Origin of the sequence: Bradyrhizobium stylosanthis (genome assembly GCF_001641335.1) — a bacterium.
In the GTDB taxonomy this organism is placed as follows: Bacteria; Pseudomonadota; Alphaproteobacteria; order Rhizobiales; family Xanthobacteraceae; genus Bradyrhizobium; species Bradyrhizobium stylosanthis.
Genome location: NZ_LVEM01000002.1, coordinates 311,827 through 334,084 on the forward strand (window position 1 = coordinate 311,827; position 22,258 = coordinate 334,084).

The 22,258-nt window shown below is 64.4% G+C and carries 24 protein-coding genes; 14 read left to right on the top strand and 10 right to left on the bottom strand.

Annotated elements, in window-relative coordinates:
• Window positions 1-5: 5 nt before the first annotated feature.
• Window positions 6-719, bottom strand: a complete 714-nt coding sequence (rph, locus tag A7X65_RS13385; protein ID WP_063685433.1) for a ribonuclease PH — start codon at window positions 717-719, stop codon at window positions 6-8.
• Between the two features lie 168 nt (window positions 720-887).
• Between rph and hrcA the strand changes: the two genes are divergently transcribed.
• Together hrcA and grpE are read left to right on the top strand one after the other, a co-directional pair.
• Window positions 888-1,976 carry a heat-inducible transcriptional repressor HrcA gene (hrcA, locus tag A7X65_RS13390; protein ID WP_063685435.1) on the top strand — a complete coding sequence of 363 codons (1,089 nt, stop codon included), beginning with the start codon at window positions 888-890 and terminating at the stop codon, window positions 1,974-1,976.
• Window positions 1,977-2,072: 96 nt separating this feature from the next.
• The gene (gene grpE, locus A7X65_RS13395; RefSeq protein WP_063685437.1) at window positions 2,073-2,678 is read left to right on the top strand and encodes a nucleotide exchange factor GrpE; all 606 of its coding nucleotides are present in this window, start codon (window positions 2,073-2,075) and stop codon (window positions 2,676-2,678) included.
• Between the two features lie 153 nt (window positions 2,679-2,831).
• Here grpE and pncA read toward each other — a convergent pair whose 3' ends face one another.
• Window positions 2,832-3,554, bottom strand: coding sequence for a bifunctional nicotinamidase/pyrazinamidase (pncA, locus tag A7X65_RS13400; protein ID WP_063685439.1), 723 nt, complete (start codon window positions 3,552-3,554; stop codon window positions 2,832-2,834).
• 253 nt (window positions 3,555-3,807) lie between these two features.
• A complete protein-coding gene (locus A7X65_RS13405) occupies window positions 3,808-4,749 on the bottom strand; it encodes a hypothetical protein (RefSeq protein ID WP_063685441.1) in 942 nt (313 codons plus the stop codon).
• A gap of 395 nt (window positions 4,750-5,144) precedes the next feature.
• Here A7X65_RS13405 and dnaK point away from each other — a divergent pair, with 395 nt between their 5' ends.
• The 8 genes from dnaK to A7X65_RS13445 all read left to right on the top strand — a co-directional run bounded on the left by dnaK (window position 5,145) and on the right by A7X65_RS13445 (window position 12,562).
• On the top strand, window positions 5,145-7,046 hold the full coding sequence (gene dnaK, locus A7X65_RS13410) for a molecular chaperone DnaK (RefSeq protein ID WP_011083506.1): 1,902 nt from the start codon (window positions 5,145-5,147) through the stop codon (window positions 7,044-7,046).
• A gap of 245 nt (window positions 7,047-7,291) precedes the next feature.
• Window positions 7,292-8,404, top strand: coding sequence for a molecular chaperone DnaJ (gene dnaJ / locus A7X65_RS13415; protein ID WP_063685443.1), 1,113 nt, complete (start codon window positions 7,292-7,294; stop codon window positions 8,402-8,404).
• 88 nt (window positions 8,405-8,492) lie between these two features.
• The gene (locus tag A7X65_RS13420) at window positions 8,493-9,092 is read left to right on the top strand and encodes a class I SAM-dependent methyltransferase (protein ID WP_063685446.1); all 600 of its coding nucleotides are present in this window, start codon (window positions 8,493-8,495) and stop codon (window positions 9,090-9,092) included.
• A 56-nt stretch (window positions 9,093-9,148) separates the two neighbouring features.
• A complete protein-coding gene (locus A7X65_RS13425) occupies window positions 9,149-9,727 on the top strand; it encodes an NADPH-dependent FMN reductase (protein ID WP_063687666.1) in 579 nt (192 codons plus the stop codon).
• A 6-nt stretch (window positions 9,728-9,733) separates the two neighbouring features.
• Entirely contained in the window at window positions 9,734-10,447 is a 714-nt protein-coding gene (pyrF, locus tag A7X65_RS13430) for an orotidine-5'-phosphate decarboxylase (RefSeq protein WP_063685448.1), read from the top strand.
• A gap of 82 nt (window positions 10,448-10,529) precedes the next feature.
• Complete coding sequence (locus A7X65_RS13435) at window positions 10,530-10,841, top strand: DUF1330 domain-containing protein (RefSeq protein ID WP_063685450.1); 312 nt, start codon at window positions 10,530-10,532, stop codon at window positions 10,839-10,841.
• Window positions 10,842-11,103: 262 nt separating this feature from the next.
• Window positions 11,104-11,919: a 4-hydroxy-tetrahydrodipicolinate reductase gene (gene dapB, locus A7X65_RS13440; RefSeq protein WP_063685452.1), complete on the top strand. Its 816-nt coding sequence runs from the start codon at window positions 11,104-11,106 to the stop codon at window positions 11,917-11,919.
• Window positions 11,920-11,938: 19 nt separating this feature from the next.
• Complete coding sequence (locus A7X65_RS13445; protein ID WP_063685454.1) at window positions 11,939-12,562, top strand: 2,3-bisphosphoglycerate-dependent phosphoglycerate mutase; 624 nt, start codon at window positions 11,939-11,941, stop codon at window positions 12,560-12,562.
• A gap of 136 nt (window positions 12,563-12,698) precedes the next feature.
• Here A7X65_RS13445 and A7X65_RS13450 read toward each other — a convergent pair whose 3' ends face one another.
• Entirely contained in the window at window positions 12,699-13,595 is an 897-nt protein-coding gene (locus tag A7X65_RS13450) for a methylated-DNA--[protein]-cysteine S-methyltransferase (protein ID WP_063685456.1), read from the bottom strand.
• Window positions 13,596-13,650: 55 nt separating this feature from the next.
• A complete protein-coding gene (locus A7X65_RS13455; protein ID WP_063685458.1) occupies window positions 13,651-14,169 on the bottom strand; it encodes a DUF2244 domain-containing protein in 519 nt (172 codons plus the stop codon).
• A 22-nt stretch (window positions 14,170-14,191) separates the two neighbouring features.
• Between A7X65_RS13455 and nth the strand changes: the two genes are divergently transcribed.
• The 3 genes from nth to A7X65_RS13470 are packed head-to-tail and all read left to right on the top strand — an operon-like array spanning window position 14,192 to window position 17,719.
• Entirely contained in the window at window positions 14,192-14,953 is a 762-nt protein-coding gene (gene nth, locus A7X65_RS13460) for an endonuclease III (RefSeq protein ID WP_063685460.1), read from the top strand.
• A gap of 23 nt (window positions 14,954-14,976) precedes the next feature.
• Window positions 14,977-16,104, top strand: coding sequence for an HlyD family secretion protein (locus A7X65_RS13465; protein WP_063685462.1), 1,128 nt, complete (start codon window positions 14,977-14,979; stop codon window positions 16,102-16,104).
• Window positions 16,091-17,719 carry an MFS transporter gene (locus tag A7X65_RS13470; RefSeq protein WP_063685464.1) on the top strand — a complete coding sequence of 543 codons (1,629 nt, stop codon included), beginning with the start codon at window positions 16,091-16,093 and terminating at the stop codon, window positions 17,717-17,719. The genes A7X65_RS13465 and A7X65_RS13470 overlap by 14 nt, the downstream gene beginning before the upstream one ends.
• Window positions 17,720-17,760: 41 nt before the next feature.
• Here the strand turns inward: A7X65_RS13470 and A7X65_RS13475 are convergent, their stop codons facing one another.
• The 5 genes from A7X65_RS13475 to A7X65_RS13495 form a co-directional block, all read right to left on the bottom strand.
• The gene (locus A7X65_RS13475; protein ID WP_063685466.1) at window positions 17,761-18,501 is read right to left on the bottom strand and encodes a sulfate transporter family protein; all 741 of its coding nucleotides are present in this window, start codon (window positions 18,499-18,501) and stop codon (window positions 17,761-17,763) included.
• Between the two features lie 230 nt (window positions 18,502-18,731).
• Complete coding sequence (locus A7X65_RS13480) at window positions 18,732-19,244, bottom strand: hypothetical protein (RefSeq protein ID WP_156527788.1); 513 nt, start codon at window positions 19,242-19,244, stop codon at window positions 18,732-18,734.
• 94 nt (window positions 19,245-19,338) lie between these two features.
• A complete protein-coding gene (locus A7X65_RS13485; protein WP_063685470.1) occupies window positions 19,339-19,569 on the bottom strand; it encodes a hypothetical protein in 231 nt (76 codons plus the stop codon).
• Window positions 19,566-20,087 (bottom strand): hypothetical protein, encoded by a 522-nt coding sequence (locus A7X65_RS13490; RefSeq protein ID WP_156527789.1) that lies wholly within the window; start codon window positions 20,085-20,087, stop codon window positions 19,566-19,568. Before A7X65_RS13490 ends, A7X65_RS13485 begins: the two co-directional genes overlap by 4 nt.
• Before the next feature lie 37 nt (window positions 20,088-20,124).
• Window positions 20,125-20,739 carry an ATP-dependent DNA ligase gene (locus A7X65_RS13495; RefSeq protein ID WP_063685474.1) on the bottom strand — a complete coding sequence of 205 codons (615 nt, stop codon included), beginning with the start codon at window positions 20,737-20,739 and terminating at the stop codon, window positions 20,125-20,127.
• Window positions 20,740-21,018: 279 nt separating this feature from the next.
• Between A7X65_RS13495 and A7X65_RS41645 the strand changes: the two genes are divergently transcribed.
• On the top strand, window positions 21,019-22,161 hold the full coding sequence (locus A7X65_RS41645; protein WP_167358241.1) for a hypothetical protein: 1,143 nt from the start codon (window positions 21,019-21,021) through the stop codon (window positions 22,159-22,161).
• The last annotated feature ends 97 nt before the right edge of the window (window positions 22,162-22,258 follow it).

The following is a 22,258-nucleotide window of genomic DNA, read 5'->3' on the forward strand; positions in this document are numbered from 1 at the left end:
ATTGACTACGCGACGGCCAGTTTCTGCAAGTCCACCAGGCGCGCGATGCCCTTCTGAGCAAGGCCGATCAGCTTCAGGAACTCGTCCTGCGTGAACGGCTCGCGTTCCGCCGTGCCCTGCACCTCGATGATGCGGCCATCGCCGGTCATGACGAAATTGGCGTCGGTCTCGGCTTCCGAATCCTCGGCATAGTCGAGGTCCAGCACCGGCGTGCCATTGTAGATGCCGCAGGAGATCGCGGCGACGTTGTCGCGCATCACGTTGGCCTTGATCATGTTGCGCGCCTTCATCCAGTTGATGCAATCGGCGAGCGCGACCCAGGCGCCGGTGATCGAGGCCGTGCGGGTGCCGCCGTCGGCCTGGAGCACGTCGCAATCGACCGTGATCTGGCGCTCGCCGAGCGCCTCGAGATCGACGATGGTGCGAAGCGAGCGGCCGATCAGGCGCTGGATCTCGACGGTGCGGCCGCTCTGTTTTCCCGCGGAGGCCTCGCGGCGGGTGCGTTCGGAGGTCGCGCGCGGCAGCATGCCGTATTCGGCGGTGACCCAGCCGCGGCCCTGGCCCTTCAGCCACGGCGGCAGGCGGTCTTCCAGCGTGGCGGTGACCAGCACATGGGTGTCGCCGAATTTCACGAGGCAGGAGCCTTCCGCATATTTGACCACGCCGCGCTCGAGCGTCACGGGGCGCAATTCGTCGGGCGCACGGCGGCTTGGCCGCATGGGAAATCCTCCAGAAATCTCGGAAATGGGCTGTTCGCGGTGCTTGTAGGTGGGGTGAGGGTGGGCAGCAAGGCTTTTTCACCCCTGCTTTTCCACCCCGCAAACGCCACGCTTGTCAGAACCGTCCTGGATGGACAAATTATGAGTATCTGAGAGGAGTTACCGTCTGTGGCCCATCACGATCCGATCCATCTGATCGCGCCGCGCGCAGGCCTCGCCCAGCTCAACGAGCGTTCCCGCGACATCTTTCGTCAAATTGTCGAAAGCTATCTCGCGACCGGCGAGCCGGTGGGCTCGCGCAACATTTCCCGCCTGATCGCCATGCCGCTGTCGCCGGCCTCGGTCCGCAATGTCATGGCCGATCTGGAACAGCTCGGCCTGATCTACGCCCCGCACACCTCCGCCGGCCGGCTGCCGACGGAACTCGGCCTGCGCTTCTTCGTCGACGCCCTGATGCAGGTCGGCGACCTCAATGATGCCGAACGGCAGGCGATCCAGAGCCAGCTCACCTCCGTCGGCCAGGCCCAGTCGGTCGAGGCGGCGCTGGATCAGGCCCTGACGCGGCTGTCGGGCCTGACCCGGGCTGCCGCCGTGGTGCTGACGCCGAAATCCAATGCGCGGCTGAAGCACATCGAGTTCGTCCGGCTGGAACCGGAAAAGGCGCTGGTGATCCTGGTCGGCGAGGATAGCCAGGTCGAAAACCGCGTGCTGACGCTGCCGCCCGGAGTTCCCTCGTCGGCGCTGACCGAGGCCGGCAATTTCCTCAATGCGCGCATCCGCGGCCGCACGCTGGCCGAGGCGCGGCTCGAGCTCGAAACCGCGCTCGGGGAGGCCCGCGCCGAGCTCGACCAGCTGACCCAGAAGGTGATCTCGGCCGGCATCGCCAGCTGGTCCGGCGGCGAGAGCGAGGACCGCCAGCTCATCGTCCGCGGCCATGCCAATCTGCTGGAGGATCTGCACGCGCTGGAGGATCTGGAGCGGGTTCGCCTGCTGTTCGACGATCTCGAGACCAAGCGCGGCGTGATCGACCTGCTCGGCCGCGCCGAGACCGCCGAGGGCGTGCGCATCTTTATCGGTTCGGAGAACAAGCTGTTTTCCCTGTCCGGCTCCTCCACGATCATCTCGCCGTATCGGGATGCCGCCGGCCACATCGTCGGCGTTCTCGGCGTAATCGGGCCGACGCGGCTGAATTACGCCCGCGTGATCCCGACCGTGGACTATGCCGCCCGCATCGTCAGCCGCCTGCTGGGGGGCTGACCGGCATTTGCGCCGATCACGGGCGCTTGATTTTCGGAGCTTTAGGCACGATATCCGGGCCAACAATCCCTGGAAACGAGTTCGAGATTAGAGCCGATGACCGATCGAGACCGGCAACCCGAAGACACGACCGCGCCGAGCGGCGAGCCCGTGGTGTCGAAACCCTACATCATGCCCGACGATCCCGAGCCGGGTTCGGTCGAGCTGTTGCAGAAGGAAGCCGCCGAGGCCCGCGACCGCATGCTGCGGACGCTGGCCGAGATGGAGAACCTGCGCAAGCGCACCGCCAAGGAAGTCGCCGACTCCAAGCTCTACGGTATCACCGGCTTTGCCCGCGACGTGCTCGACATCGCCGACAATCTCCAGCGCGCGCTCGATGCCGTTCCGGCCGAAGCGCGAGCGGCGGCCGATCCCGGCCTGACCGCGCTGATCGAGGGCGTCGAGCTCACCGAGCGCTCGCTGCTCAGCGCACTTGAAAAGCACGGCGTGAAGAAGCTCGATCCGCAGGGCCAGAAGTTCGATCCGAACTTCCATCAGGCGATGTACGAGGTGCCTGATGCGTCGGTGCCGTCAGGTACCGTCGTGCAGGTCATGCAGGCCGGCTACACCATCGGCGAGCGCGTGCTGCGCCCCGCTCTGGTCGGTGTCGCCAAGGGCGGCGCGAAGCCCGCGCCGGCGGCGAACAGCAACGAAGTGAACTGAGCGACGTCAGCTCCCAACCCTCATGGTGAGGAGGCGCGCCAGCGCCGTCTCGAACCATGCAGGCCCGGCTGCATCATCTCGGCCTTCATCCTTCGAGACGCGCGCGAAGTGGCGCGCTCCTCAGGATGAGGGTCTGGCCGGCGTGCGCCCCGGCTACGCGCTCGCCGCGATATCCGCAGACTGAATCCGCTTCACGCCGGCCTTGGCCATGTCGGCCCAGGCCTTTGCCAGCGAGCCCTGGGTATCGATGCCGCGGCAGGCGTCCTCCACGACATAGACTTCGAAGCCCGCCTTGCGCGCGTCGAGCGCGGTCCAGGCGACGCAGAAATCCGTTGCCAATCCCGCCACGAAGACGCGCTTGATCTTGCGGCCCTTCAGATAGCCCGCGAGTCCGGTCGAGGTCTTGCCGTCGGCTTCGAGGAAGGCCGAGTAGCTGTCGACGTCCTTGTGAAAACCCTTGCGGATGATGAGCTCGGCGTGCGGGATCGACAGGTCCTTCGACAGCGCGGCGCCGTCGGTGCCCTGCACGCAATGGTCCGGCCACAGCACCTGCTTGCCGTAAGCGAGATCGACGGTCTCGAACGGCTTCTTGCCGGAATGGGTCGAAGCAAACGAAACGTGGCCCGGCGTGTGCCAGTCCTGCGTCATCACCACGTTCGCGAACGATTTTGCCATCTTGTTGATGACGGGCACCACCTGCTCGCCTTCCTTCACCGCGAGGCTTCCGCCTGGCAGGAAGCAGTTCTGCACGTCGATCACGAGCAGCGCGGAGGCATCGTCCGGCTTGATCGACGCGGCCGCCAACAGCGCGGACGGCGCCAGCGTCGCGAGCGCCGTCGTTCCAAGTGCTGCTAAAATCTGTCGCCGATCCAGCATCGTTCGCCTCCCCTCGTGAGCCAATGGAGGCGAAGCCTAGTTCCGGGCGCGAGCGAACTGAAGCCCGAAAATGCAGCCGGCTTTGGTGAGCGGTTGGGCGTGCCCTGTCGTCCCGGCGAAGGCCGGGACCCATACGCCGCAGCAATAGTTTTGCGATGACTCGGAGTTAAAAGCTCGCCAGACAACCACTCCCTGTGGTTATGGGTCCCGGCCTGCGCCGGGACGACAGCGAGTGTGTTGCGGCGCCTTCGCCTTACCCCTTCGGCTGAATCCCGTCACGCACGGCGCGGAAGCGGGTGAAGGCGGCCTGCCACTGGTCGCGGGGGGCGCTGGCGATGATGCGCAGCGAGGCGCCGCCGCTGGAGAAGCGGATCCACTGCACCACGGTCACCGGCACCTTGTCCTTGCCGCTGACGCCGTCGATCCGGGTCTCAAAGCCCTGCTGGCCGTTGATGCGGATCGGCTCGGACATGGTCACGCGCGATTCGCGCACGCCGGGGATCTGGAGCGCGGCCTCCTGGGCAAAGCGCGCGCGGTCGTCGGCGGCTTGCGGGGTCGCGCCGATCAGGCCGAGGATCATGAAGGGCTTGGCTTCATAGCCCGAGCCCTCATTGCCGTCGGCCAGGATGATGCTCGAGCCCGGCGCCAGCGTGCGGATGTCCTTGAAGTCGGCGAGATCGGTGATCTTGAACGGCATCAGCGCGATCTGCTCTTCGGCCGAAACCTGCTTGCGCGTGGTGGCGCTCGCAAACATCTGCCGCACGGCTTCGTCGGTGTAGATCTTGGTCGCATTCTCGGGGATCTGGACCGCGACATAGCCGGAGAAGCCGGCGCCCGGCACGATCATCGAATAGCGCTTCACCGGGGTGTCGCCGGCCTTGCCGCTCTCGGTGGTGAAATAAGCGAGGCCCGCGGGCGTCTCGATCTTGTCCTGCTTGACGCCGCCGGTGCCGGCCGGATTGGCATTGAAGGCGCTCACGACCTCGCCATAGGCCGCCGGCGGCAGCTCGGTGATCAACACCTTGACGTTGCCGTCCTCGCTCTCGAAGCCCGGAAAGGTCTTGGCCGTGCTGAGACCGACCAGCGGCACCATGCCGAGGCGCAGGCCCGGCGGGAAAACGGCATCGGCCGCCAGGGCCGGAAGCGTGGAGGCAATGAGCAGGGCGAGCGCGGCGAGGGGGCGGGTCAGCTTCATGGGCACTCTGATTGGTTCACATTGAGGCCGTTCGATGGTCGGCCAAAGGGCGCTTTGTCGCGCGAAGCAGCCTTGGCGGGGGCTGCAGGCCGGCCCGCCTTTTAGCGGGTTTGGCCCTGCCGTAACAGGGTGGGGCGGATTGCAGCGGCCGGGGGTGGCGGATCACCGGACCTGTTAATATTTCCTCACCCGCAAGGGCGGTTGAGCCCGGATATCATCTCTTAAAACCTAATGTTTTCACGGCCGAAACGTGGTTTCGGTCCTTGCGGCCCCCTCCCCCCCTCCTATATGAGCCTCAATCATCGCAATATCGCGGATGTTTGATCTTAGGGGGTTTCGGTTCGGGTGCCTTCTGGGCCCAGCCAACCTGCCGCAAAAACAAGGATATCAGGACCATGGGAAAGGTCATTGGGATCGACCTCGGCACCACGAACTCGTGCGTCGCCGTAATGGATGGCAAGAACGCCAAAGTCATCGAGAATTCCGAAGGCATGCGCACGACGCCTTCGATCGTCGCCGTCACGGACGACGGTGAGCGCCTCGTCGGCCAGCCTGCCAAGCGCCAGGCCGTCACCAATCCCGAGCGTACGTTCTTCGCAGTGAAGCGCCTCATCGGCCGCCGCTACGACGACCCGATGGTCGAGAAGGACAAGAAGCTCGTTCCGTACAAGATCGTGAAGGCTTCCAACGGCGACGCCTGGGTCGAGGCCGACGGCCAGACCTACTCGCCCTCGCAGGTCTCCGCTTTCATCCTGCAGAAGATGAAGGAGACCGCGGAAGCCCATCTCGGCCAGAAGGTCGACCAGGCCGTCATCACCGTTCCCGCCTACTTCAACGACGCCCAGCGCCAGGCGACCAAGGACGCCGGCAAGATCGCTGGCCTTGAAGTGCTGCGCATCATCAACGAGCCGACCGCGGCTGCGCTCGCCTATGGTCTCGACAAGACCAAGACCGGCACGATCGCCGTGTACGACCTCGGCGGCGGCACGTTCGATATCTCCATTCTCGAAATCGGCGACGGCGTGTTCGAGGTGAAGTCGACCAACGGCGACACCTTCCTCGGCGGCGAAGACTTCGACATGCGCCTCGTGGGTTATCTGGCCGACGAGTTCCAGAAGGAGCAGGGCATCAACCTGCGCAACGACAAGCTCGCGTTGCAGCGCCTGAAGGAAGCCGCTGAAAAGGCCAAGATCGAGCTGTCGTCGACGACGCAGACCGAGATCAACCTGCCCTTCATCACCGCGGACCAGACCGGCCCGAAGCATCTGACGATGAAGCTCACCCGCGCCAAGTTCGAGGCGCTGGTCGACGACCTCATCCAGAAGACCGTCGAGCCCTGCCGCAAGGCGCTGAAGGACGCCGGCGTCACCGCCGGTGAGATCGGCGAAGTGGTGCTGGTCGGCGGCATGTCGCGCATGCCGAAGGTCCAGGAAGTCGTGAAGCAGCTGTTCGGCAAGGAGCCGCACAAGGGCGTCAACCCGGACGAAGTCGTGGCGATCGGTGCCGCGATCCAGGCCGGCGTGCTCCAGGGAGACGTCAAGGACGTGCTGCTGCTCGACGTCACCCCGCTGTCGCTGGGCATCGAGACGCTGGGCGGCGTGTTCACCCGCATCATCGACCGCAACACCACGATCCCGACCAAGAAGAGCCAGGTGTTCTCGACGGCTGAAGACAATCAGAATGCCGTCACCATCCGCGTCTTCCAGGGCGAGCGTGAAATGGCGGCCGACAACAAGATGCTCGGCCAGTTCGACCTGATGGGCATTCCGCCGGCTCCGCGCGGCATGCCGCAGATCGAGGTGACCTTCGACATCGACGCCAACGGCATCGTCAACGTCTCGGCCAAGGACAAGGCCACGGGCAAAGAGCAGCAGATCCGCATCCAGGCCTCTGGTGGTCTGTCGGAAGCCGACATCGAGAAGATGGTCAAGGACGCCGAGGCCAATGCCGAGGCGGACAAGAAGCGCCGCGAGGCCGTCACTGCCAAGAACGAGGCCGATGGCCTGGTGCATTCGACCGAGAAGGCCCTGGCCGAGCACGGTTCGAAGGTCGCTGAGACCGAGCGCCGCGCCATCGAGGATGCCGTCAGCGACCTCAAGGAAGCGCTGAAGGGCGACGATGCCGAGGCGATCAAGGCCAAGACCCAGACGCTGGCGCAGGCTTCGATGAAGCTCGGCGAGGCCATGTACAAGCAGCAGGCCGAGGCCGACGCCAAGAAGGATGCGGCCAAGGACGACGTCGTCGACGCGGAGTTCACCGAAGTCGACGACGACAAGAACAACAAGAAGTCCGCATAAGCCCCAAGAGGGTCATGATGCGGACGGCTTGGACCCCACACGCTTCACCGGCCTCCCCCTTCAGGGGGGAGGCTGTCGTGTCGGGCGGTACGGGCGGGATGCCCGTTACGATCGATCAATTCCCAGCCGTTATTCTCAACGCTGCCATGCAGCCCTCTGCCACGACGCGGAAGGCTGCCTATATCGTCGCGTGGCGACGTTGTTTCGCTCCGACTTGACTCGCGATTGGATAGACCGAGCCTGCCATGTCCACCAAGCGCTGCTATTACGAAACCCTCGAAGTCGAACGCACCGCTGACGATTCCGTCCTGAAATCGTCCTTTCGCAAGCTGGCGATGAAGTTCCACCCCGATCGCAATCCCGGGGACGACACCAGCGAGGTCAAGTTCAAGGAAATCAACGAGGCCTACGAAGTCCTCAAGGACAAGGACAAGCGCGCCGCCTACGACCGTTTCGGCCACGCGGCCTTCGAGCAGGGTGGCGGTGGTGCCGGTTTCGGTGCGGGCTTCGCTTCCTCCTTCTCCGACATCTTCGAAGATTTGTTCGGCATGGCCGGGCAGCGCGGCCGTGGCGGCCGCGAGCGCGGTGCCGACCTGCGCTACAACATGGAGATCACGCTCGAGGAAGCCTTTGGCGGCAAGACCGCGCAGATCGAGATCCCGGTCTCGGTCACCTGCTCGGGCATCGGTGCCAAGGCCGGCACCAAGCCGAAGACCTGCTCGACCTGCGGCGGCGCCGGCCGCGTGCGGCAGTCGCAGGGCTTCTTCACGCTCGAACGCACCTGCCACGGCTGTCAGGGCCGCGGCCAGATGATCGAGGACGCCTGCCCGTCCTGCGCGGGCCAGGGCCGCGTCACGCGCGAGCGGACGCTGTCGGTCAACATTCCCCAGGGCGTCGAGGACGGCACGCGGATCAGGCTCGCCGGCGAAGGCGAGGCCGGCGTGCGCGGCGGTCCGCCCGGCGACCTCTACATCTTCCTGTCGCTGGCCCAGCACCAGTTCTTCCAGCGCGACGGCGCGGACCTGCATTGCCGGGTGCCGATCTCGATGGTGACGGCCGCCCTCGGCGGCGAGTTCGAGGTGCCCACCATCGACAAGGCCAAGGCGAAGGTGAAGGTGCCCGCCGGGACCCAGTCCAACCGCCGATTCCGCATTGCATCAAAAGGCATGCCCGTGCTGCGGTCGCGCCAGACCGGCGACATGTACGTCCAGGTCGTGGTCGAGACCCCGCAAAATCTCACCAAGAAGCAGCAGGAGTTGCTGGCCGAGTTCGAAAAGCTCTCCTCCGGGAATACCCAGCCGGAAGCCGAGGGTTTCTTCGCCAAGGTCAAGGACTTCTTCGGTAATCGAGCGAACTGACTCGGCTTGACCATACCGCCTGCGGCCTATACGTCTTTATGACCATTTTCTGACACGCCGCGGTCCCGCGGTCCCGTCCGGTCCTGACATGCCATTGCCATCGTCCGCGCGTGCGTTGAAGAAGCCTCGTCTCGATGACGAGGTGCGCTTTCTGAGATCATGGATCGAAAAGCCCCTCCACATGGGCGCGGTGATGCCGTCGGGCAAGTTGCTGGCCCGGACCATGGCTCATTATGTCGACGTCGATTCCGACGCGCCCGTGGTCGAGCTCGGGCCTGGCACCGGCGCCATCACCTCGGCGCTGATCGAGCGCGGCGTCGATCAGAAGCGCCTCGTCCTCGTCGAATACAATCCCGGCTTCTGCGCGCTGCTGCGTGATCGCTACCCGCAAGCCAAGGTCGTGCAGGGCGATGCCTACCGCCTGCGCGATACGCTCTGGAACGTGCTGGGTGCGCCGGCTTCGGCCGTGGTGTCCGGCCTGCCGCTCGTCACGAAACCGATGCTGACGCGGCTGCGGCTCATTCGCGACGCCTTCACGGCACTGGCGCCCGGCGCGCCCTTCGTCCAATTCACCTATGCGGTGGTGCCGCCGATCCCGAAATCGCTGCCCGGCGTGTCCACAGAGGCCTCGGAACGGATCTGGATGAACCTTCCGCCGGCCCGCGTCTGGGTGTATCGCAAGGATTAATTCCGCCGGCTCCTTCTATGCGCGGCGGGCTCGTTTCGCCGAACGTATTGGATTGGATGTCAGCTCCGAAGATCCTGGTCATTCCCGGCTCGCTGCGCACCGGCTCGCACAATGCGAAGCTGGCGGCGGTCATCGCCCATGCATTCGCCCAGGCCGGCGTCGACGTCACCCGGATCTCGCTCGCCGACTTTCCGCTGCCGATCTACGACGGCGATCTCCAGGCGAAATCCGGCGTGCCCAAGCACGCGATCAATCTCAAGCGCATGATCGGCGCGCATCATGGCGTGCTGATCGTCTCGCCCGAATACAATGCCTCGGTGCCGCCGCTGCTCAAGAACGCGATCGACTGGGTCAGCCGCGTCCACGAACTGCACGAGGCGCGCGGCGAGGTGTTTCGCGGCCGTGCTTTCGCGCTCGCAGGCGCATCGCAGAGCCGCCTCGGCGCCGCCCGCGCGCTCCAGGCGTTGCGCCTGATCCTGACCTCCTGCCACGCCAATGTGATTGCCAGCCAGCTCACGCTCGCCTTTGCCCACGAAGCCTATGACGATATGGACAGGCTGAAGCACGAGAGCGATATCGCAGGGCTGAAGGAGCTGGTTGCGCAATTGATCGATATTTCCCAACGCATGATGTGAGGTGACATGACGCCAGCCGAAATCGCCCCGAAAGACCGCCTGATCGTTGCGCTCGATCTGCCGAGCGTTGAGGCCGCGGAAGCGATGATCGCAAGGCTCGGCGACAGCGTCTCGTTCTACAAGATCGGCTATCAGCTCGCTTATGCCGGCGGCCTGCCGCTGATCGGCAAGCTCGCCGACAAGGGCAAGAAGGTGTTTGCCGATCTCAAGATGCACGACATCGGAAACACTGTCGCGCGCGGTACCGAGAGCGTTGCCAAGCTCGGTGCAACTTTCGTGACCGTGCATGCCTATCCGCAGACCATGAAAGGCGCCGTCGAGGGACGCGGCAGTGCCAGCCTGAAGATTCTCGCCGTGACGGTGCTGACCTCCTACAACGAGGACGATCTGCACGCCGCAGGTTATCGGCTCGGTGTCTCCGAGCTGGTCGAAGCGCGCGCGCAGCAGGCGCAGGTTCTCGGTATCGACGGGCTGGTGTCATCGCCCGAGGAAGTCGGCAGCCTTCGCAAGATCGTCGGCCACCAGATGACGCTCGTGACACCCGGCATCCGCCCGGCGGGTTCGGCCAGCGGCGACCAGAAACGCATCATGACGCCGGGCCGCGCGATCACCGCCGGCGCCGACTATCTCGTCGTCGGACGGCCGGTGGTCGAGGCCGCCGACCCCAAGGCGACGGCAGAAGCCATTCACGCCGAGATCGCGCAGGCGCTTGGAGCATGATCCGGAAAAGTGTGCAGCGGTTTTCCGATCAGATCATGCTCAAATAGAGACTGCCAACCACCGACAACAAGGGAGAAGAACAATGGCAAAGGGCTACTGGATCGGACGCGTCGATGTGAGCAGCGACGAGGGCTACAAGCCCTATGCCGTCGCCAACGGTCCCATCTTCAAGAAGTGGGGCGGCCGCTTCGTCGTCCGCGCCGGCAAGTTCACCACCGTCGAAGGCGCCAGCCGCACCCGCAACGTCGTCATCGAATTCCCAAGCTACCAGACCGCAATCGACTGCTACAACTCGCCGGAATACCAGGCCAATATCAAGGTGCGCCAGCCGCACTCGGTGGCCGACCTCATCATCATCGAGGGCTATGACGGCCCGCAGCCGGCGGAGTCGTAGATTTCGACTGCGGCGCTCTCTTGCCCTCCCCTGGAGGGGGAGGGTCGCTGAGCATACAGCGAAGCGAAATGCGCAGCGGGGTGGGGTGATCTCTCCATGCGGGCACTGTTCGTCGCTGAGGCACCGTCACCCCACCCCGCTCGCGCTGCGCGCGATCGACCCTCCCCCTCCAGGGGAGGGTGGGTGCGTGCGTCCCGCGCGTGGGCCTCGGTTGCCGGAACTCCATCCCCCCGCTACAACGGCCTCCGAAGAGGATTACACCATGTCCGACATGCGCTTGATTGTTGCAGGAGCCGGCGGCCGGATGGGCCGCGCGCTAGTGCGGGCGATTGCCGAGAGCAAAGGCGCGGTGCTGGCGGGCGCGCTGGAGGCGCCGGGCTCGGAGCTGCTCGGCAAGGATGCCGGCGTGCTCGCAGGGCTCCCCGCCAACGGCGTCAAGCTGTCGGCCGATCTCTGGGCGATGTCGAAGGAGGCCGACGGCATTCTCGATTTCACCGTGCCGGCCGCGACCATCGCCAATGTCGCGATCGCCGCCGAGCGCGGCCTCGTGCATGTCGTCGGCACGACCGGGCTGTCGGGCTCCGACAACGCCGTGATCAAGAGCGTCACCAACCGCGCAGTCGTGGTGCAGTCGGGCAATATGAGCCTGGGCGTCAACCTGCTCGCCGCCGTGGTCAAGCGTGTCGCCAAGGCGCTGGACCAGAGCTTCGACATCGAGATCGTCGAGACCCATCACCGCATGAAGGTCGATGCGCCCTCGGGCACGGCGCTGATGCTGGGCCAGGCCGCAGCCAGCGGCCGCGGCGTCACCCTCGACGAGCATTCCGAGCGCGGCCGCGACGGCATTACCGGCGCGCGCCGGCCGGGCAATATCGGTTTCGCCTCCTTGCGCGGCGGCACCGTGGCCGGCGATCACAGCGTGACCTTCCTCGGGCCGTTCGAGCGCCTGACGCTGTCTCACCAGGCCGAGGACCGCATGCTGTTCGCGCACGGCGCGCTCAAGGCAGCGCTGTGGGCGCACGGCAAGCCGCCGGGGCACTACTCCATGGCCGACGTGCTCGGCCTATCCGACATCTGAACAACATGGAAATCAGTTGATGAGTGAACGACTCCTCGTGCTCGTGCGCCATGGCCAGAGCGAATGGAATCTGAAGAACCTGTTCACGGGCTGGAAGGACCCCGACCTCACCGAGCTCGGCGTCAAAGAGGCCAAGGAAGCCGGCCGCAAGCTGAAGGCGCAGGGCCTCGTGTTCGACGTCGCCTACACCTCCGTGCTGACACGCGCGCAGCACACGCTCGACCTCATCCTCGGCGAGCTCGGCCAGAAGGGCTTGCCGACCTCGAAGGATCTCGCGCTGAACGAGCGTGACTATGGCGATCTCTCCGGCCTCAACAAGGACGACGCGCGCAAGAAGTGGGGCGAGGACCAGGTGCTGATCTGGCGCCGCTCCTACGATGTCCCGCCGCCCGGCGGCGAAAGCCTGAAGGACACGCTGGCGCGCGCCCTGCCATACTACGTGCAGGAGATCCTGCCCGGCGTGCTCAACGGCAAGCGCACCCTCGTCGCCGCCCACGGCAACTCGCTGCGCGCACTGATCATGGTGCTGGAGAAGCTCTCGCCGGAAGGCATCCTGAAGCGCGAGCTCGCGACCGGCGTGCCGATCATCTACCGGCTCAACGCGGATTCGACCGTGGCGTCGAAGCTGGATCTGGCGGGGTAGGCTTTCGCAGCACGCACGGTGCCGTAGGGTGGGCAAAGCGAAGCGTGCCCACGTAGCGTCGGCGACTTAAGACAAATTGGTGGGCACGGCGCTTTGCGCCTTTGCCCACCCTACGAGACCTTTGCCGGGACGGCGATTACTGCACCCCGACCCGCCCGGCTTCCCAGCCCAGCATCGCCTGCTTGCGGGTGATGCCCCAGTGATAGCCGGTGAGCGTGCCGCTCTTGCCGAGTGCGCGGTGGCAGGGCACGACGAACGAGACGGGATTCCTGCCGACGGCGGCGCCGACGGCACGCGAGGCCTTCGGGTTGCTGATGTTGCAGGCGATGTCGGAATAGGACACCGCGCGGCCCATCGGAATCTTCAGCAGCGTTTCCCACACCCGCACCTCGAAATCGGTACCGATGAGCACCACGCGCAGCGGCTGGTCGGGCCGCCAGAGCTTGCTGTCGAAGATGCGCGCGGCAAGCGGCGCGGTGCCCTCGTGATCCTCGACATAGGTCGCGTTCGGCCAGCGCCGCGTCATGTCGGCCAGCGCGATCTTCTCCTCGCCGGGATCGGCGAAGGCGAGGCCCGAAAGGCCGCGGTCGGTCGCGATCACGATGGCGGTGCCGAACGGCGAGGGGTGGAAGCCGTAGCGCAAGGTCAGCCCTGCGCCGCCGTTCTTCCACTCGCCCGGCGACATCGCTTCGTGGGTGACGAAGAGGTCGTGCAGCCGGCCCGGACCCGAGAGCCCGGAGTCGAGGGCCGCATCGAGGATGCTGGCGGAATCCCGCAGCAGCCCCTTGGCGTGGTCGAGGGTGAGCGCCTGCATGAATGCCTTCGGCGTGATCGAGGCCCAGCGGCGGAACAGATGGTGCAGTTCATCCGGCGTGACGCCGGCCGCATCCGCCATCGCCTCGATGGTCGGCTGCGCGCGCCAGTTCTCGGAAATGAACGCGATCGCCCGACGCACGGAATCATAGTCGCGCAGCGCTGCGTTCTGGGGGCCCGGCTTGGCCAGGCGCTGGTCATGGATCGCGAGTGTCATCATGGCCGGAAATGTAGGAGAGGGGCGGGCTTGAAACCACCCGATTTCCGACGCGACGTCAGTTGATCGGGTTGTAGGTCGGCCCGCGCTTGGCAGCGTTGAGCGCCTCGACCAAGCCTTTGTAAAAACTTGCCTTTTCCTCAGGCCCGAGGAACCTCGCGATGCGGATCTGGTGGCCGCGCGAGATCAGATAGAGGTGCTCGATGCCGAAATCCTCGTCGACTTCCATATCGAGGCGGACCCAGAGCGGATTGAAGGTCCATTCGGCGACCTGGCCATGATGGCTGATGCGCCTCACGCGCAGTTCGGAGGTCGTGACGGTGATCTCCTCGCGCGCCCGGGCGGTGCCGAAATTGACCTTGAAGGCCCACCAGACCACGAGCACGTCGAGGCCGAAGAAGCCGAGCACGGGCCAGGCGCCCTTCATCAGGAAGGCGATCCCGGTGGCAAAGCTGACGACGCTCAGGAACAGCATCACGGCGAGGAAGCCGGTGCGGTTCAGCGAGCGGTGCGGCGTCAGCAGCGCGGAGAAGATCTGAGGTTCGTTCTCGCGCTCAATTTCGTTGCCTGTGCTCATCGTCCCTCAGTATATCCCGATCATGGCGAAAATCACCCGCAAGCCGGTCCCGCGCAAAGCCGCCGTGCCGAAGAAAAAGGCAAAGGCGGCCGTCGCCAAGCCCGCTAGGAAATCGGCCCCGGCAAAGAAATCGCTCAAGGCCATGAAACCCTGGACGCCGGCGGAGATCCGCGAGGTCTTCTGCCGCTTCCGCAAGGCCAATCCGGAGCCGAAGGGCGAGCTCGAGCACGTCAACCCGTTCACGCTGCTGGTCGCCGTGGTGCTGTCGGCGCAGGCCACCGATGCCGGCGTCAACAAGGCGACGCGGGCCCTGTTCGAGATCGCCGACACGCCGCAGAAGATGCTCGACCTCGGAGAGGAGCGTCTTCGCGAGTACATCAAGACCATCGGCCTCTATCGCACCAAGGCGAAGAACGTCATCGCGCTGTCGGCCAAGGTGCTCAGCGATTTCGGCGGCGAGGTGCCGCGCACGCGCGCGGAGATCGAGTCATTGCCGGGGGCGGGGCGCAAGACCGCCAACGTCGTGCTCAACATGGCCTTCGGCGAGCACACCATGGCGGTGGACACGCATGTGTTCCGCGTCGGCAACCGCACGGGACTTGCGCCCGGCAAGACGCCGCTCGAAGTCGAGCTTGGTCTCGAAAAGGTGATCCCGGCCGAGTTCATGCTGCATGCCCATCATTGGCTGATCCTGCACGGCCGCTATACTTGCCTCGCGCGCAAGCCGCGCTGCGAGGTGTGCCTGATCAACGATCTCTGCCGGTGGCCGGAGAAGACGGTCTAGGACAAAACGGTTTGGGGTCATCCGTGAGTCAGCAGGAACAAATTTCGCCGCCACCGCCTGCCGCGCCGCCGCCAAAGCCCGCCCAACCGCCAGCGACCTCGCTGTGGAGCCGGCTCGCGATCCCGTTGTTTGCCGTGATCGTCGCGCTCGGCTTCGTCGCGCTGGCGACGCTGCGTTTCGATGAATGGGTCGGCAATGAAGTGGTCCAGACCACCAATGACGCCTATGTGCGCGCCGAACTGACGCGGCTGTCGAGCCGCGTCTCCGGCGAGGTGCTGACCGTGGCGGTGACCGACTTCCAGCGCGTCAAGGCCGGCGATCTCCTGATCCAGATCGATCCCGCCGACTATCAGGCACAGGTCGCGCAATCCGAGGCCGCGGTTGCCGCCGCGCAAGCCGTGCTCGACAATCTCTCCAACCAGATCGAGCTGCAATATGCGACCATCGCGCAGGCCCAGGCCGCGCGGCTCTCGGCGGAAGCGCTCGAGATCGAGGCCCAGCAGGAGCAGGATCGACAGAAATCGCTGTCGCAGACCGAATCCGGCACGCGCCAGCGGTTCGAGCAGGCGGTTGCCGGCTACGCCAAGGCGCAGGCCGACGTGCGCGCCAGCCGCGCCGTGATCGCCGCCCAGCAGCACCAGCTCGAGGTCCTGCAGGGCACCAGGAAGCAGCGTGCCGCCGATGTCGAGGCGGCCAAGGCGACGCTCGCAAGCGTGAAGCTCAAGCTTGGTTATACGACCATCACCGCGCCGTTCGACGGCGTCGTCGGCGAGCGCCAGGTGCAGCCCGGCGATTACGTCAATATCGGCACCAACCTCATCAACGTCGTGCCGCTGCCGAAAGTGTACGTGATCGCGAACTACAAGGAGACCCAGCTGACGCATGTGGCGCCGGGCCAGCCGGTCGAAATCACCGTCGACAGTTTCCCGCGCGAGAAGCTGCGCGGCAAGGTCGAGCGCATCGCACCGGCGACCGGCGCGCAGGTCGCGCTGCTGCCGCCCGACAATGCGACCGGCAATTTCACCAAGGTCGTGCAGCGCATTCCCGTGCGCATCCAGCTCGACGCCAACCAGCCGCTGCTGGCGCGGCTGGTGCCGGGCATGTCGGTGGTGACCAGCATCAATACTGCGGGCGGCGATGGCGGAAAATGACGATGCCCGCCGCGGACCGGTCTCGCGCGGCGGCATCGCACCCCAGCCGCTGTTCGCGGTGGCGGCGGTGCTGCTGGGCTCGTTTCTCACCAATGTCGACAGCCGCCTGACCACAGTCGGCTTGCCGGATCTGCGCGGCGCGTTCTCGCTTTCATTCGACGAGGGTGCGTGGCTGTCCACCGCCGGCATCGGATCGCAGATCCTGATCGCACCCGCGGTGCCGTGGCTCGCAACCGTGTTCGGTCTTCGCCGCGTGCTCGGCATCCCGAGTTTGATCTATGCCGTGATCTCGCTGATCGTCCCCCTCGTGCACGACTATACGACACTGATCGCGCTCAGCGTCGTGCACGGCCTCCTGCTTGGCACCTTCGTGCCGGCGACGCTGATGATCATCTTTCGCAATTTGCCGATGCGCTGGTGGTTGCCGGCGATCGCGCTCTATTCGATCCGCGTCGGTTTTGCGTTTGATACGTCGAGCTCGCTGGTCGGCTTCTATGTCGATCATCTCGGCTGGCAATGGGTCTATTGGCAGAGCGTGGTGATCGCGCCGCTGATGGGCCTGATGGTCTATCTGGGCACGCCGAGCGAGGCCGTGAACCGCGCATTGCTGCGCGAGGCCGATTGGGGCGGCATGCTGCTGCTCGGTACGTCGGTTTCGATGATTTACGCGGGCCTCGATCAGGGCAATCGCCTCGACTGGCTCGGCAACGGGACGGTGATGGCACTGCTCATTGGCGGAGCCGTGTTGTTTGCCGGCTTCCTGATCAACGAATCTTTGGTGCGCCAACCCTGGGCCCATGTGGATGTGCTGTTCTCGCGCAACATCGGATTGGGCCTGGTCTTGATCCTGCTCTACACGCTGACCAGCCTCTCCAACTCGTCGCTGGTGCCGAACTTTCTCGGCACTGTCGGTCTGCTCAGGCCAGAGCAGAGCGGCCTCTTGTTGCTGACCTGGGGCGCGCTACCGATGTTCGTGCTGGTGCCGCTCTCGATCTGGCTGCTTCGCCATTTTGACACCCGTACCGTGACTGTGCTCGGCTTTGCCTGCTTCGCTGCCGCCAATCTCTGGGGCACCCAGCTCACTCATGTCTGGGCGCGCGAGGATTTCATCGGCATCGTGGTGCTCCAGGCGATCGGGCAGTCGCTGACCTTGCTGCCGCTGATCATCACGCTGCTGTCGAACTCCGATCCGAGCCGCGCGACCTCCTTCGCCGCCTATATCCAGATCATGCGGCTCGGCGGCGCCGAGATCGGCGTGGCGCTGATGGGAACCTGGCTGCGTGTCCGCGAGCAGGTGCATTCCTTCTATATCGGCCAGAACCTCGCCGTTGGCGATGTCGACGTGGTGCTGATGCTGAAGCGGCTTGCCGATCATTTTGTCCCTCACGGGGCCGGATCGGCGCAGGCGCGCGCGGTCGGCACGCTCGCGGGACTGGTGCAGCGCGAGGCCAACGTGCTCGCCTATATCGACGGCTTCTGGCTGTGCTTCTGGCTCGCGATATCGGCGCTCGGCTTCATCGCGCTGATCACCCGCGCGCCGCCGGGCCCGTTCACACCGGCCCCGTTCGGCTTTGCCAAGATGCTGCTGCGGAAGTGCGGCGTACGGGTCGCGTAGCGCCGGTTACCTCTCCCGCAAGCGGGAGAGGGAGCGCACTGTCACCGCATCTGCCGGGCCGGCTCGATCAGCTCGGGGCGCGGGCCCGACAGGCGCTTGTGCATGTGGACCATGAAGGCCATGCCGAAGATCGGCGTCGCCAGATTGACGATCGGGATCGAGACGAAGGCGGCGATGAAGAGGCCGGCGGTGAAGATGGTCGCGGCATTGTCGCGACGCATCGCCTTGGCTTCCTCCGGCGAGCGGAAGCGCATCGCGGCGAGCTCGAAATATTCGCGGCCCAGCAGCCAGGCGGCGGCAAGGAAGAAGATCAGGAAGCCGGCGCCGGCGAACAGCACCAGCGGCAGCGCGGCGAGATAGACCAGGATCGTCAGCAGCGCCGTCTTGACGCCCTCGAAGATCGCCTGGCTGAACGGCAGCGCCGTGCCCGGCCGCTCGGCGGGATAATGCTCGCGCTCGACGATGTCGGCGACGTCGTCGACGAACAGGCTCGCCACCAGCGAGGTGATCGCGGGCATCAGGAATATACCGCCGAACACGACGCCGAGCCCCGCCGCGATCGAGACGATCCAGGACAGGACCTCGAGCGAGGAATGCCAGCCCGGCCCGAGGAGGCCCTCCAGCCAGACCTCGCCGGAGGTCGCAAACCAGCTCAGCAGCCGCTGCAGGCCGATGGCCAACACGGTGATCAGCACGAGCGCGAGCCCGATCGATCGCCACAGGATCGTGCGCATCGGCGGCGAGATCATTTGCGACAGCGCCTTCACGGCGGCATCCAGCATGGGGGACCCTCTGAGGTAAACTCTGCGCGAGAGGTAGAGATGCAATGTGGCTTCGGCAAGGGCGGCTTCTCTACCTTCTCCCCTTGCGGGATACGCCACGGGGGGAAAAGGTCAATGAACTCAATAGCAGACGCCGCTAGTGTCGGCCCAGTGTCGGGAAATGCTTTTTCCAGGCGTTTCCAAGTATTTTTTCGCCGCGCGCCCCTTGCGCGGCTCGATCCCCGGCGCGCCTAAACCTTCTTGGAATTCTCCGGTGGTCCGGGCTTGGCCTTGGGCAGCCTGATCAAGTACGGGCGGTCGCGATGGCTGGTATAGACGCCGATCCAATATCGGTGGTTAGGCCAGTCCGGCATCAAGTCGCGCCGAGGGCGCGCGAACCCCGTCCATTTCTTGTTGGGCTCCAAATCGCCCGGAACGTTCGGCGGATAACCGGCCATTTGAGGGTTGGCGACGACGAAGCTTTTCTCGGGCCTGATCCTTATCCGCTGCCACCACGAGTTCATTTCGAAGATGACCATGTTCGTGATCATCGTCGGCGCGCGACCGCGATTGGTCACGGTTAGGATCGTTAGGTCCTTTTCCTCGACGCCGCTTCCTGGGCTCACGATCATGCCGTCGACCATAAGGCTCAGGTGTAGCAGGGGCCTGTTCTCGATCCACGTTCTGAAGTTGAGCGCAAACGCGCACGTCGACACCACGGCAGCATAGATCGCGATCCAGCCCGTTGCCTCAATATGCCCCATCCCCGCGCTCCCGACCCTCGCAACTCCTGGGAGCATACAAGCGCCATGGTCTACCCGGCCAGCGCTTAAGATAACGTCGCTGTGGAAACCGGAACTAAGAGGGGCCAGGGCCTGCTGCTTGGTGGCGCTCCAGCTCCTCTTGCAGCAGCTTCAACTCGTCCTTCAGACGCCATCCCTCTCTGATGGCGTCCACATTCTCCTTAACGATCTCGCGCGCTCTGCTCGGGTTGCTCGCCATTTCCTCGCGAGAGGCGGCCAGACTCTCTCGGATGGTTTGAATGTCGCGCTGCGTCTGTTCGATTTTTTGCTTCAGAAATTTTGTCATAGCTCGTCCTGTCCTTTGCCTATGCCATGGCCGCGAATAAATTCATTCCAAAACGCGCGCGCGGACTCGAAAACAACGTAGGCGGACTGACTGTTCGCCCCGTCAACGAAGTGGATGGTCCAGCCTGTTTCGTCGTGCCAAACCTCAACCTGAACGTCGGGATCAGGTTTATGGCTGACTTCCCAGTGCTTGGACGCCGTGGCGGCGTGCCGACAGAGGTAAAGTGCCCGACAATTGTCCCTCGCGTATGCCTGCAGATCACCAAGGCTGCTGATCTTCGCCTTCTGACGCTGCTCGGGCGTCATGTCGTTGAACACCCAATCGCACAATTGCCAAGCCGTCACGGCTGCGTTGAATGCGCTGTCCCTTAGCTGATCCACCAGTTCTAAGAGAGCTTCCGGCCCATCCTCGTCGCGGCCGTCGACCTTTTGATATCGGTCGATTTCCCTCTCAAGTTTATCCAGTAAATCCCGGCAGGTTTCGAACGCGAAGGTCTGAGCGCGGCTTGGAAGGGCCATTGCAATTTCCATCATTGACGATGAGGAAATACCACTGTCATCGGCGCTTCGCTCGCGCAACGTCTTTGACGCGGCCGTACCCCGGATGATCGTGGTTTTTTACCTTCACCCAATGATCGCACCGGCCCGCGCGATAGGCGCGCTCGCGATGCTTGGACACCAGGCCCTCAAGGCCCATCCTGCAAGCGGCGCGGAATAGGTCGGGCCCGATCTCGCCCTGCTCGAAGGGCGCGGCTTGGATGCCCTCGGGGCGGCGAACCAGGAGGCGCGCCAGGTTCTGCTTGCGGAGGAACAGCGGCAGCTTGCGATAGTCGTCGCCTTCGCCCGCGAGCATATCGAAGGCGTAGAGCTGGACCTCGTCATTGTATTTGCCGGACTGCAGGGCATCGAAGTCGGATATCCCGTCCACGCCCAGGACCACCGCCTCGCCATCGATCACGAACCGATCCGGGCGCAGCTTCAGCGCGGTCTCGACGATCCAGGGAAAGCGCTTCGTCCAATCGAGCCCGGTCTTGCTCCTGACGCGCACGACCTTGCCCTCCCGGATTACCATCATCCGGTAGCCATCGTGTTTGATTTCATGAAGCCAGTCGGGACCAGAAGGAACCTCGGCCGCCTTGACCGCCAGGGCAAACTCAAACGTGCTGCGCATGGCCTAAAGATAGGGATTTGCGGCCAAATTGCGAATCTCCCTTGACGGCCTTCCGGTTCCTAGGCGAGCTACCGGAGAGTGAGTCTCTTCGGAGGGGCAACCGTGCCTGACGACCAAGACAAGCAGCCAGCCACGAAAGCTCCCGCTCCGGAGGCGTCGCGGAGCGACGACCAGCGGCATGCTGTGGGAGTCTCGGCTTCAGATGTGCTGGGGCGCAACGATCCTCACGCCGCACTCAAAAGGCAAATGTTGGGTCCGTCTCGCGGCCGGGCGAGCGAGGTGGCAAAATCAGCGAGCCAGCAGTCTTCGGCAAGTCTTCAGTCGACAGTGAAAGCTATGGCAGAACGGCTTGATCCTGCCGAATTGGCCAAGGCGGCCGAGTTGGCCCGGGGGCCTTCTCCAGAGATGACGAAGGCTATGGAAGGGGTGCTGGCTGGAGTGAAGCCTAAGCCTTCAACATCGCCAAACGATACGTTCGTCGGACGCTTCCTTCCTTTGCTGGGGGGCGCCTTCCTCACTGTCCCGCCCTCCGTTTCCGTTGCCGTCGCGCTTAAGAGCGAGCATCCGAATTGGTACTTGGTCGGTGCGTGCATCCTCGCTTGTTGGACTATAGCCGCTGTCCTAGTAGCTGCAGGCCTCACATGGCCAAAATGGAAACCCAACCACGAAGTGCTCGCGGGGAAGATTGTCACCCTCTCTAACAGCAAGCCCGCCTGGCTGCTTCTTCTGCTGTTGGTTGCTGTGGTACCGGCTGCATCGGTTGGATGGCTGGTCCGCAACAAAGCTGAGGGCTATACGCAAGCTCAACTGGATACGGCAGTTTCTGAAGCCAAAGCACCTCTTCAATCGCAATTGACCGAGGCCATTAAACAGCGGGATGCGCGTGCGGACGAGCTAGCTTCGGTCCGTCGGGATTTAGCAAATGCTCGGCAAGGTGGTTCGCAATCATCGAGCCCAGCGGGTCAGCCAGTACCATCGACGACATCTGGCCCAATGGATTGGAGCTTGAACGGCCAGCTTATTGTCGGGTCTGGCGGTGGGCCAACGGCCGCAGTCAACGGGTTGATCTTTCAGGGCCAAAGCTTGATGCCCTTTCGCTTCAGAGAGGCCTACGTCATTTCCGGGCTAACTGGACACACGGAACAGTTGAAGGCGGCCGTTCATTCGGTCGGCAAGGAACTTCCCGTAACCGATGTCGACGTCCCGACAGACGCGCCGGTCCAACTCGATCTCACATTCGAACCGGCTTTGACCGTTCGTGATTTCTTCGATCAGTGGGGAAAGTTTCGTCTCGTCATCTCTTACGAGAACGGCAGTTCGTTTCAGCACGATTTCGAGGAAGATCTGGTCAGGCAAAAAGTCCAGCAAGTGCTGCCAAATTCCCTCGGACCTCACGTGACGCCGCGACAAACAAGCAAATAGCCGCGCCTTTTCCTGCTGACTGTCCTTGATGGTGGCCCAGGCGCTGGCTTGGATTGGGACTCCAGCGCTCGCGGAAGACCCTCGTTATGCGTGTCTC

Excerpts from the sequence above, each read along its gene's own strand:
- A7X65_RS13420 (WP_063685446.1), top strand. The coding sequence starts at position 8,493 with ATGCCATTGCCATCGTCCGCGCGTGCGTTGAAGAAGCCTCGTCTCGAT.
- pncA (WP_063685439.1), bottom strand. The coding sequence starts at position 3,554 with ATGCTGGATCGGCGACAGATTTTAGCAGCACTTGGAACGACGGCGCTC.
- A7X65_RS13405 (WP_063685441.1), bottom strand. The coding sequence starts at position 4,749 with ATGAAGCTGACCCGCCCCCTCGCCGCGCTCGCCCTGCTCATTGCCTCC.
- dnaK (WP_011083506.1), top strand. The coding sequence starts at position 5,145 with ATGGGAAAGGTCATTGGGATCGACCTCGGCACCACGAACTCGTGCGTC.
- A7X65_RS13455 (WP_063685458.1), bottom strand. The coding sequence starts at position 14,169 with ATGAGCACAGGCAACGAAATTGAGCGCGAGAACGAACCTCAGATCTTC.
- dnaJ (WP_063685443.1), top strand. The coding sequence starts at position 7,292 with ATGTCCACCAAGCGCTGCTATTACGAAACCCTCGAAGTCGAACGCACC.
- grpE (WP_063685437.1), top strand. The coding sequence starts at position 2,073 with ATGACCGATCGAGACCGGCAACCCGAAGACACGACCGCGCCGAGCGGC.
- A7X65_RS13450 (WP_063685456.1), bottom strand. The coding sequence starts at position 13,595 with ATGATGACACTCGCGATCCATGACCAGCGCCTGGCCAAGCCGGGCCCC.
- A7X65_RS13480 (WP_156527788.1), bottom strand. The coding sequence starts at position 19,244 with ATGGGGCATATTGAGGCAACGGGCTGGATCGCGATCTATGCTGCCGTG.
- A7X65_RS13445 (WP_063685454.1), top strand. The coding sequence starts at position 11,939 with ATGAGTGAACGACTCCTCGTGCTCGTGCGCCATGGCCAGAGCGAATGG.
- A7X65_RS13490 (WP_156527789.1), bottom strand. The coding sequence starts at position 20,087 with ATGGCCCTTCCAAGCCGCGCTCAGACCTTCGCGTTCGAAACCTGCCGG.
- A7X65_RS13485 (WP_063685470.1), bottom strand. The coding sequence starts at position 19,569 with ATGACAAAATTTCTGAAGCAAAAAATCGAACAGACGCAGCGCGACATT.
- nth (WP_063685460.1), top strand. The coding sequence starts at position 14,192 with ATGGCGAAAATCACCCGCAAGCCGGTCCCGCGCAAAGCCGCCGTGCCG.
- A7X65_RS13495 (WP_063685474.1), bottom strand. The coding sequence starts at position 20,739 with ATGCGCAGCACGTTTGAGTTTGCCCTGGCGGTCAAGGCGGCCGAGGTT.
- A7X65_RS13435 (WP_063685450.1), top strand. The coding sequence starts at position 10,530 with ATGGCAAAGGGCTACTGGATCGGACGCGTCGATGTGAGCAGCGACGAG.
- rph (WP_063685433.1), bottom strand. The coding sequence starts at position 719 with ATGCGGCCAAGCCGCCGTGCGCCCGACGAATTGCGCCCCGTGACGCTC.
- A7X65_RS13475 (WP_063685466.1), bottom strand. The coding sequence starts at position 18,501 with ATGCTGGATGCCGCCGTGAAGGCGCTGTCGCAAATGATCTCGCCGCCG.
- A7X65_RS13470 (WP_063685464.1), top strand. The coding sequence starts at position 16,091 with ATGGCGGAAAATGACGATGCCCGCCGCGGACCGGTCTCGCGCGGCGGC.
- dapB (WP_063685452.1), top strand. The coding sequence starts at position 11,104 with ATGTCCGACATGCGCTTGATTGTTGCAGGAGCCGGCGGCCGGATGGGC.
- A7X65_RS13425 (WP_063687666.1), top strand. The coding sequence starts at position 9,149 with ATGTCAGCTCCGAAGATCCTGGTCATTCCCGGCTCGCTGCGCACCGGC.
- pyrF (WP_063685448.1), top strand. The coding sequence starts at position 9,734 with ATGACGCCAGCCGAAATCGCCCCGAAAGACCGCCTGATCGTTGCGCTC.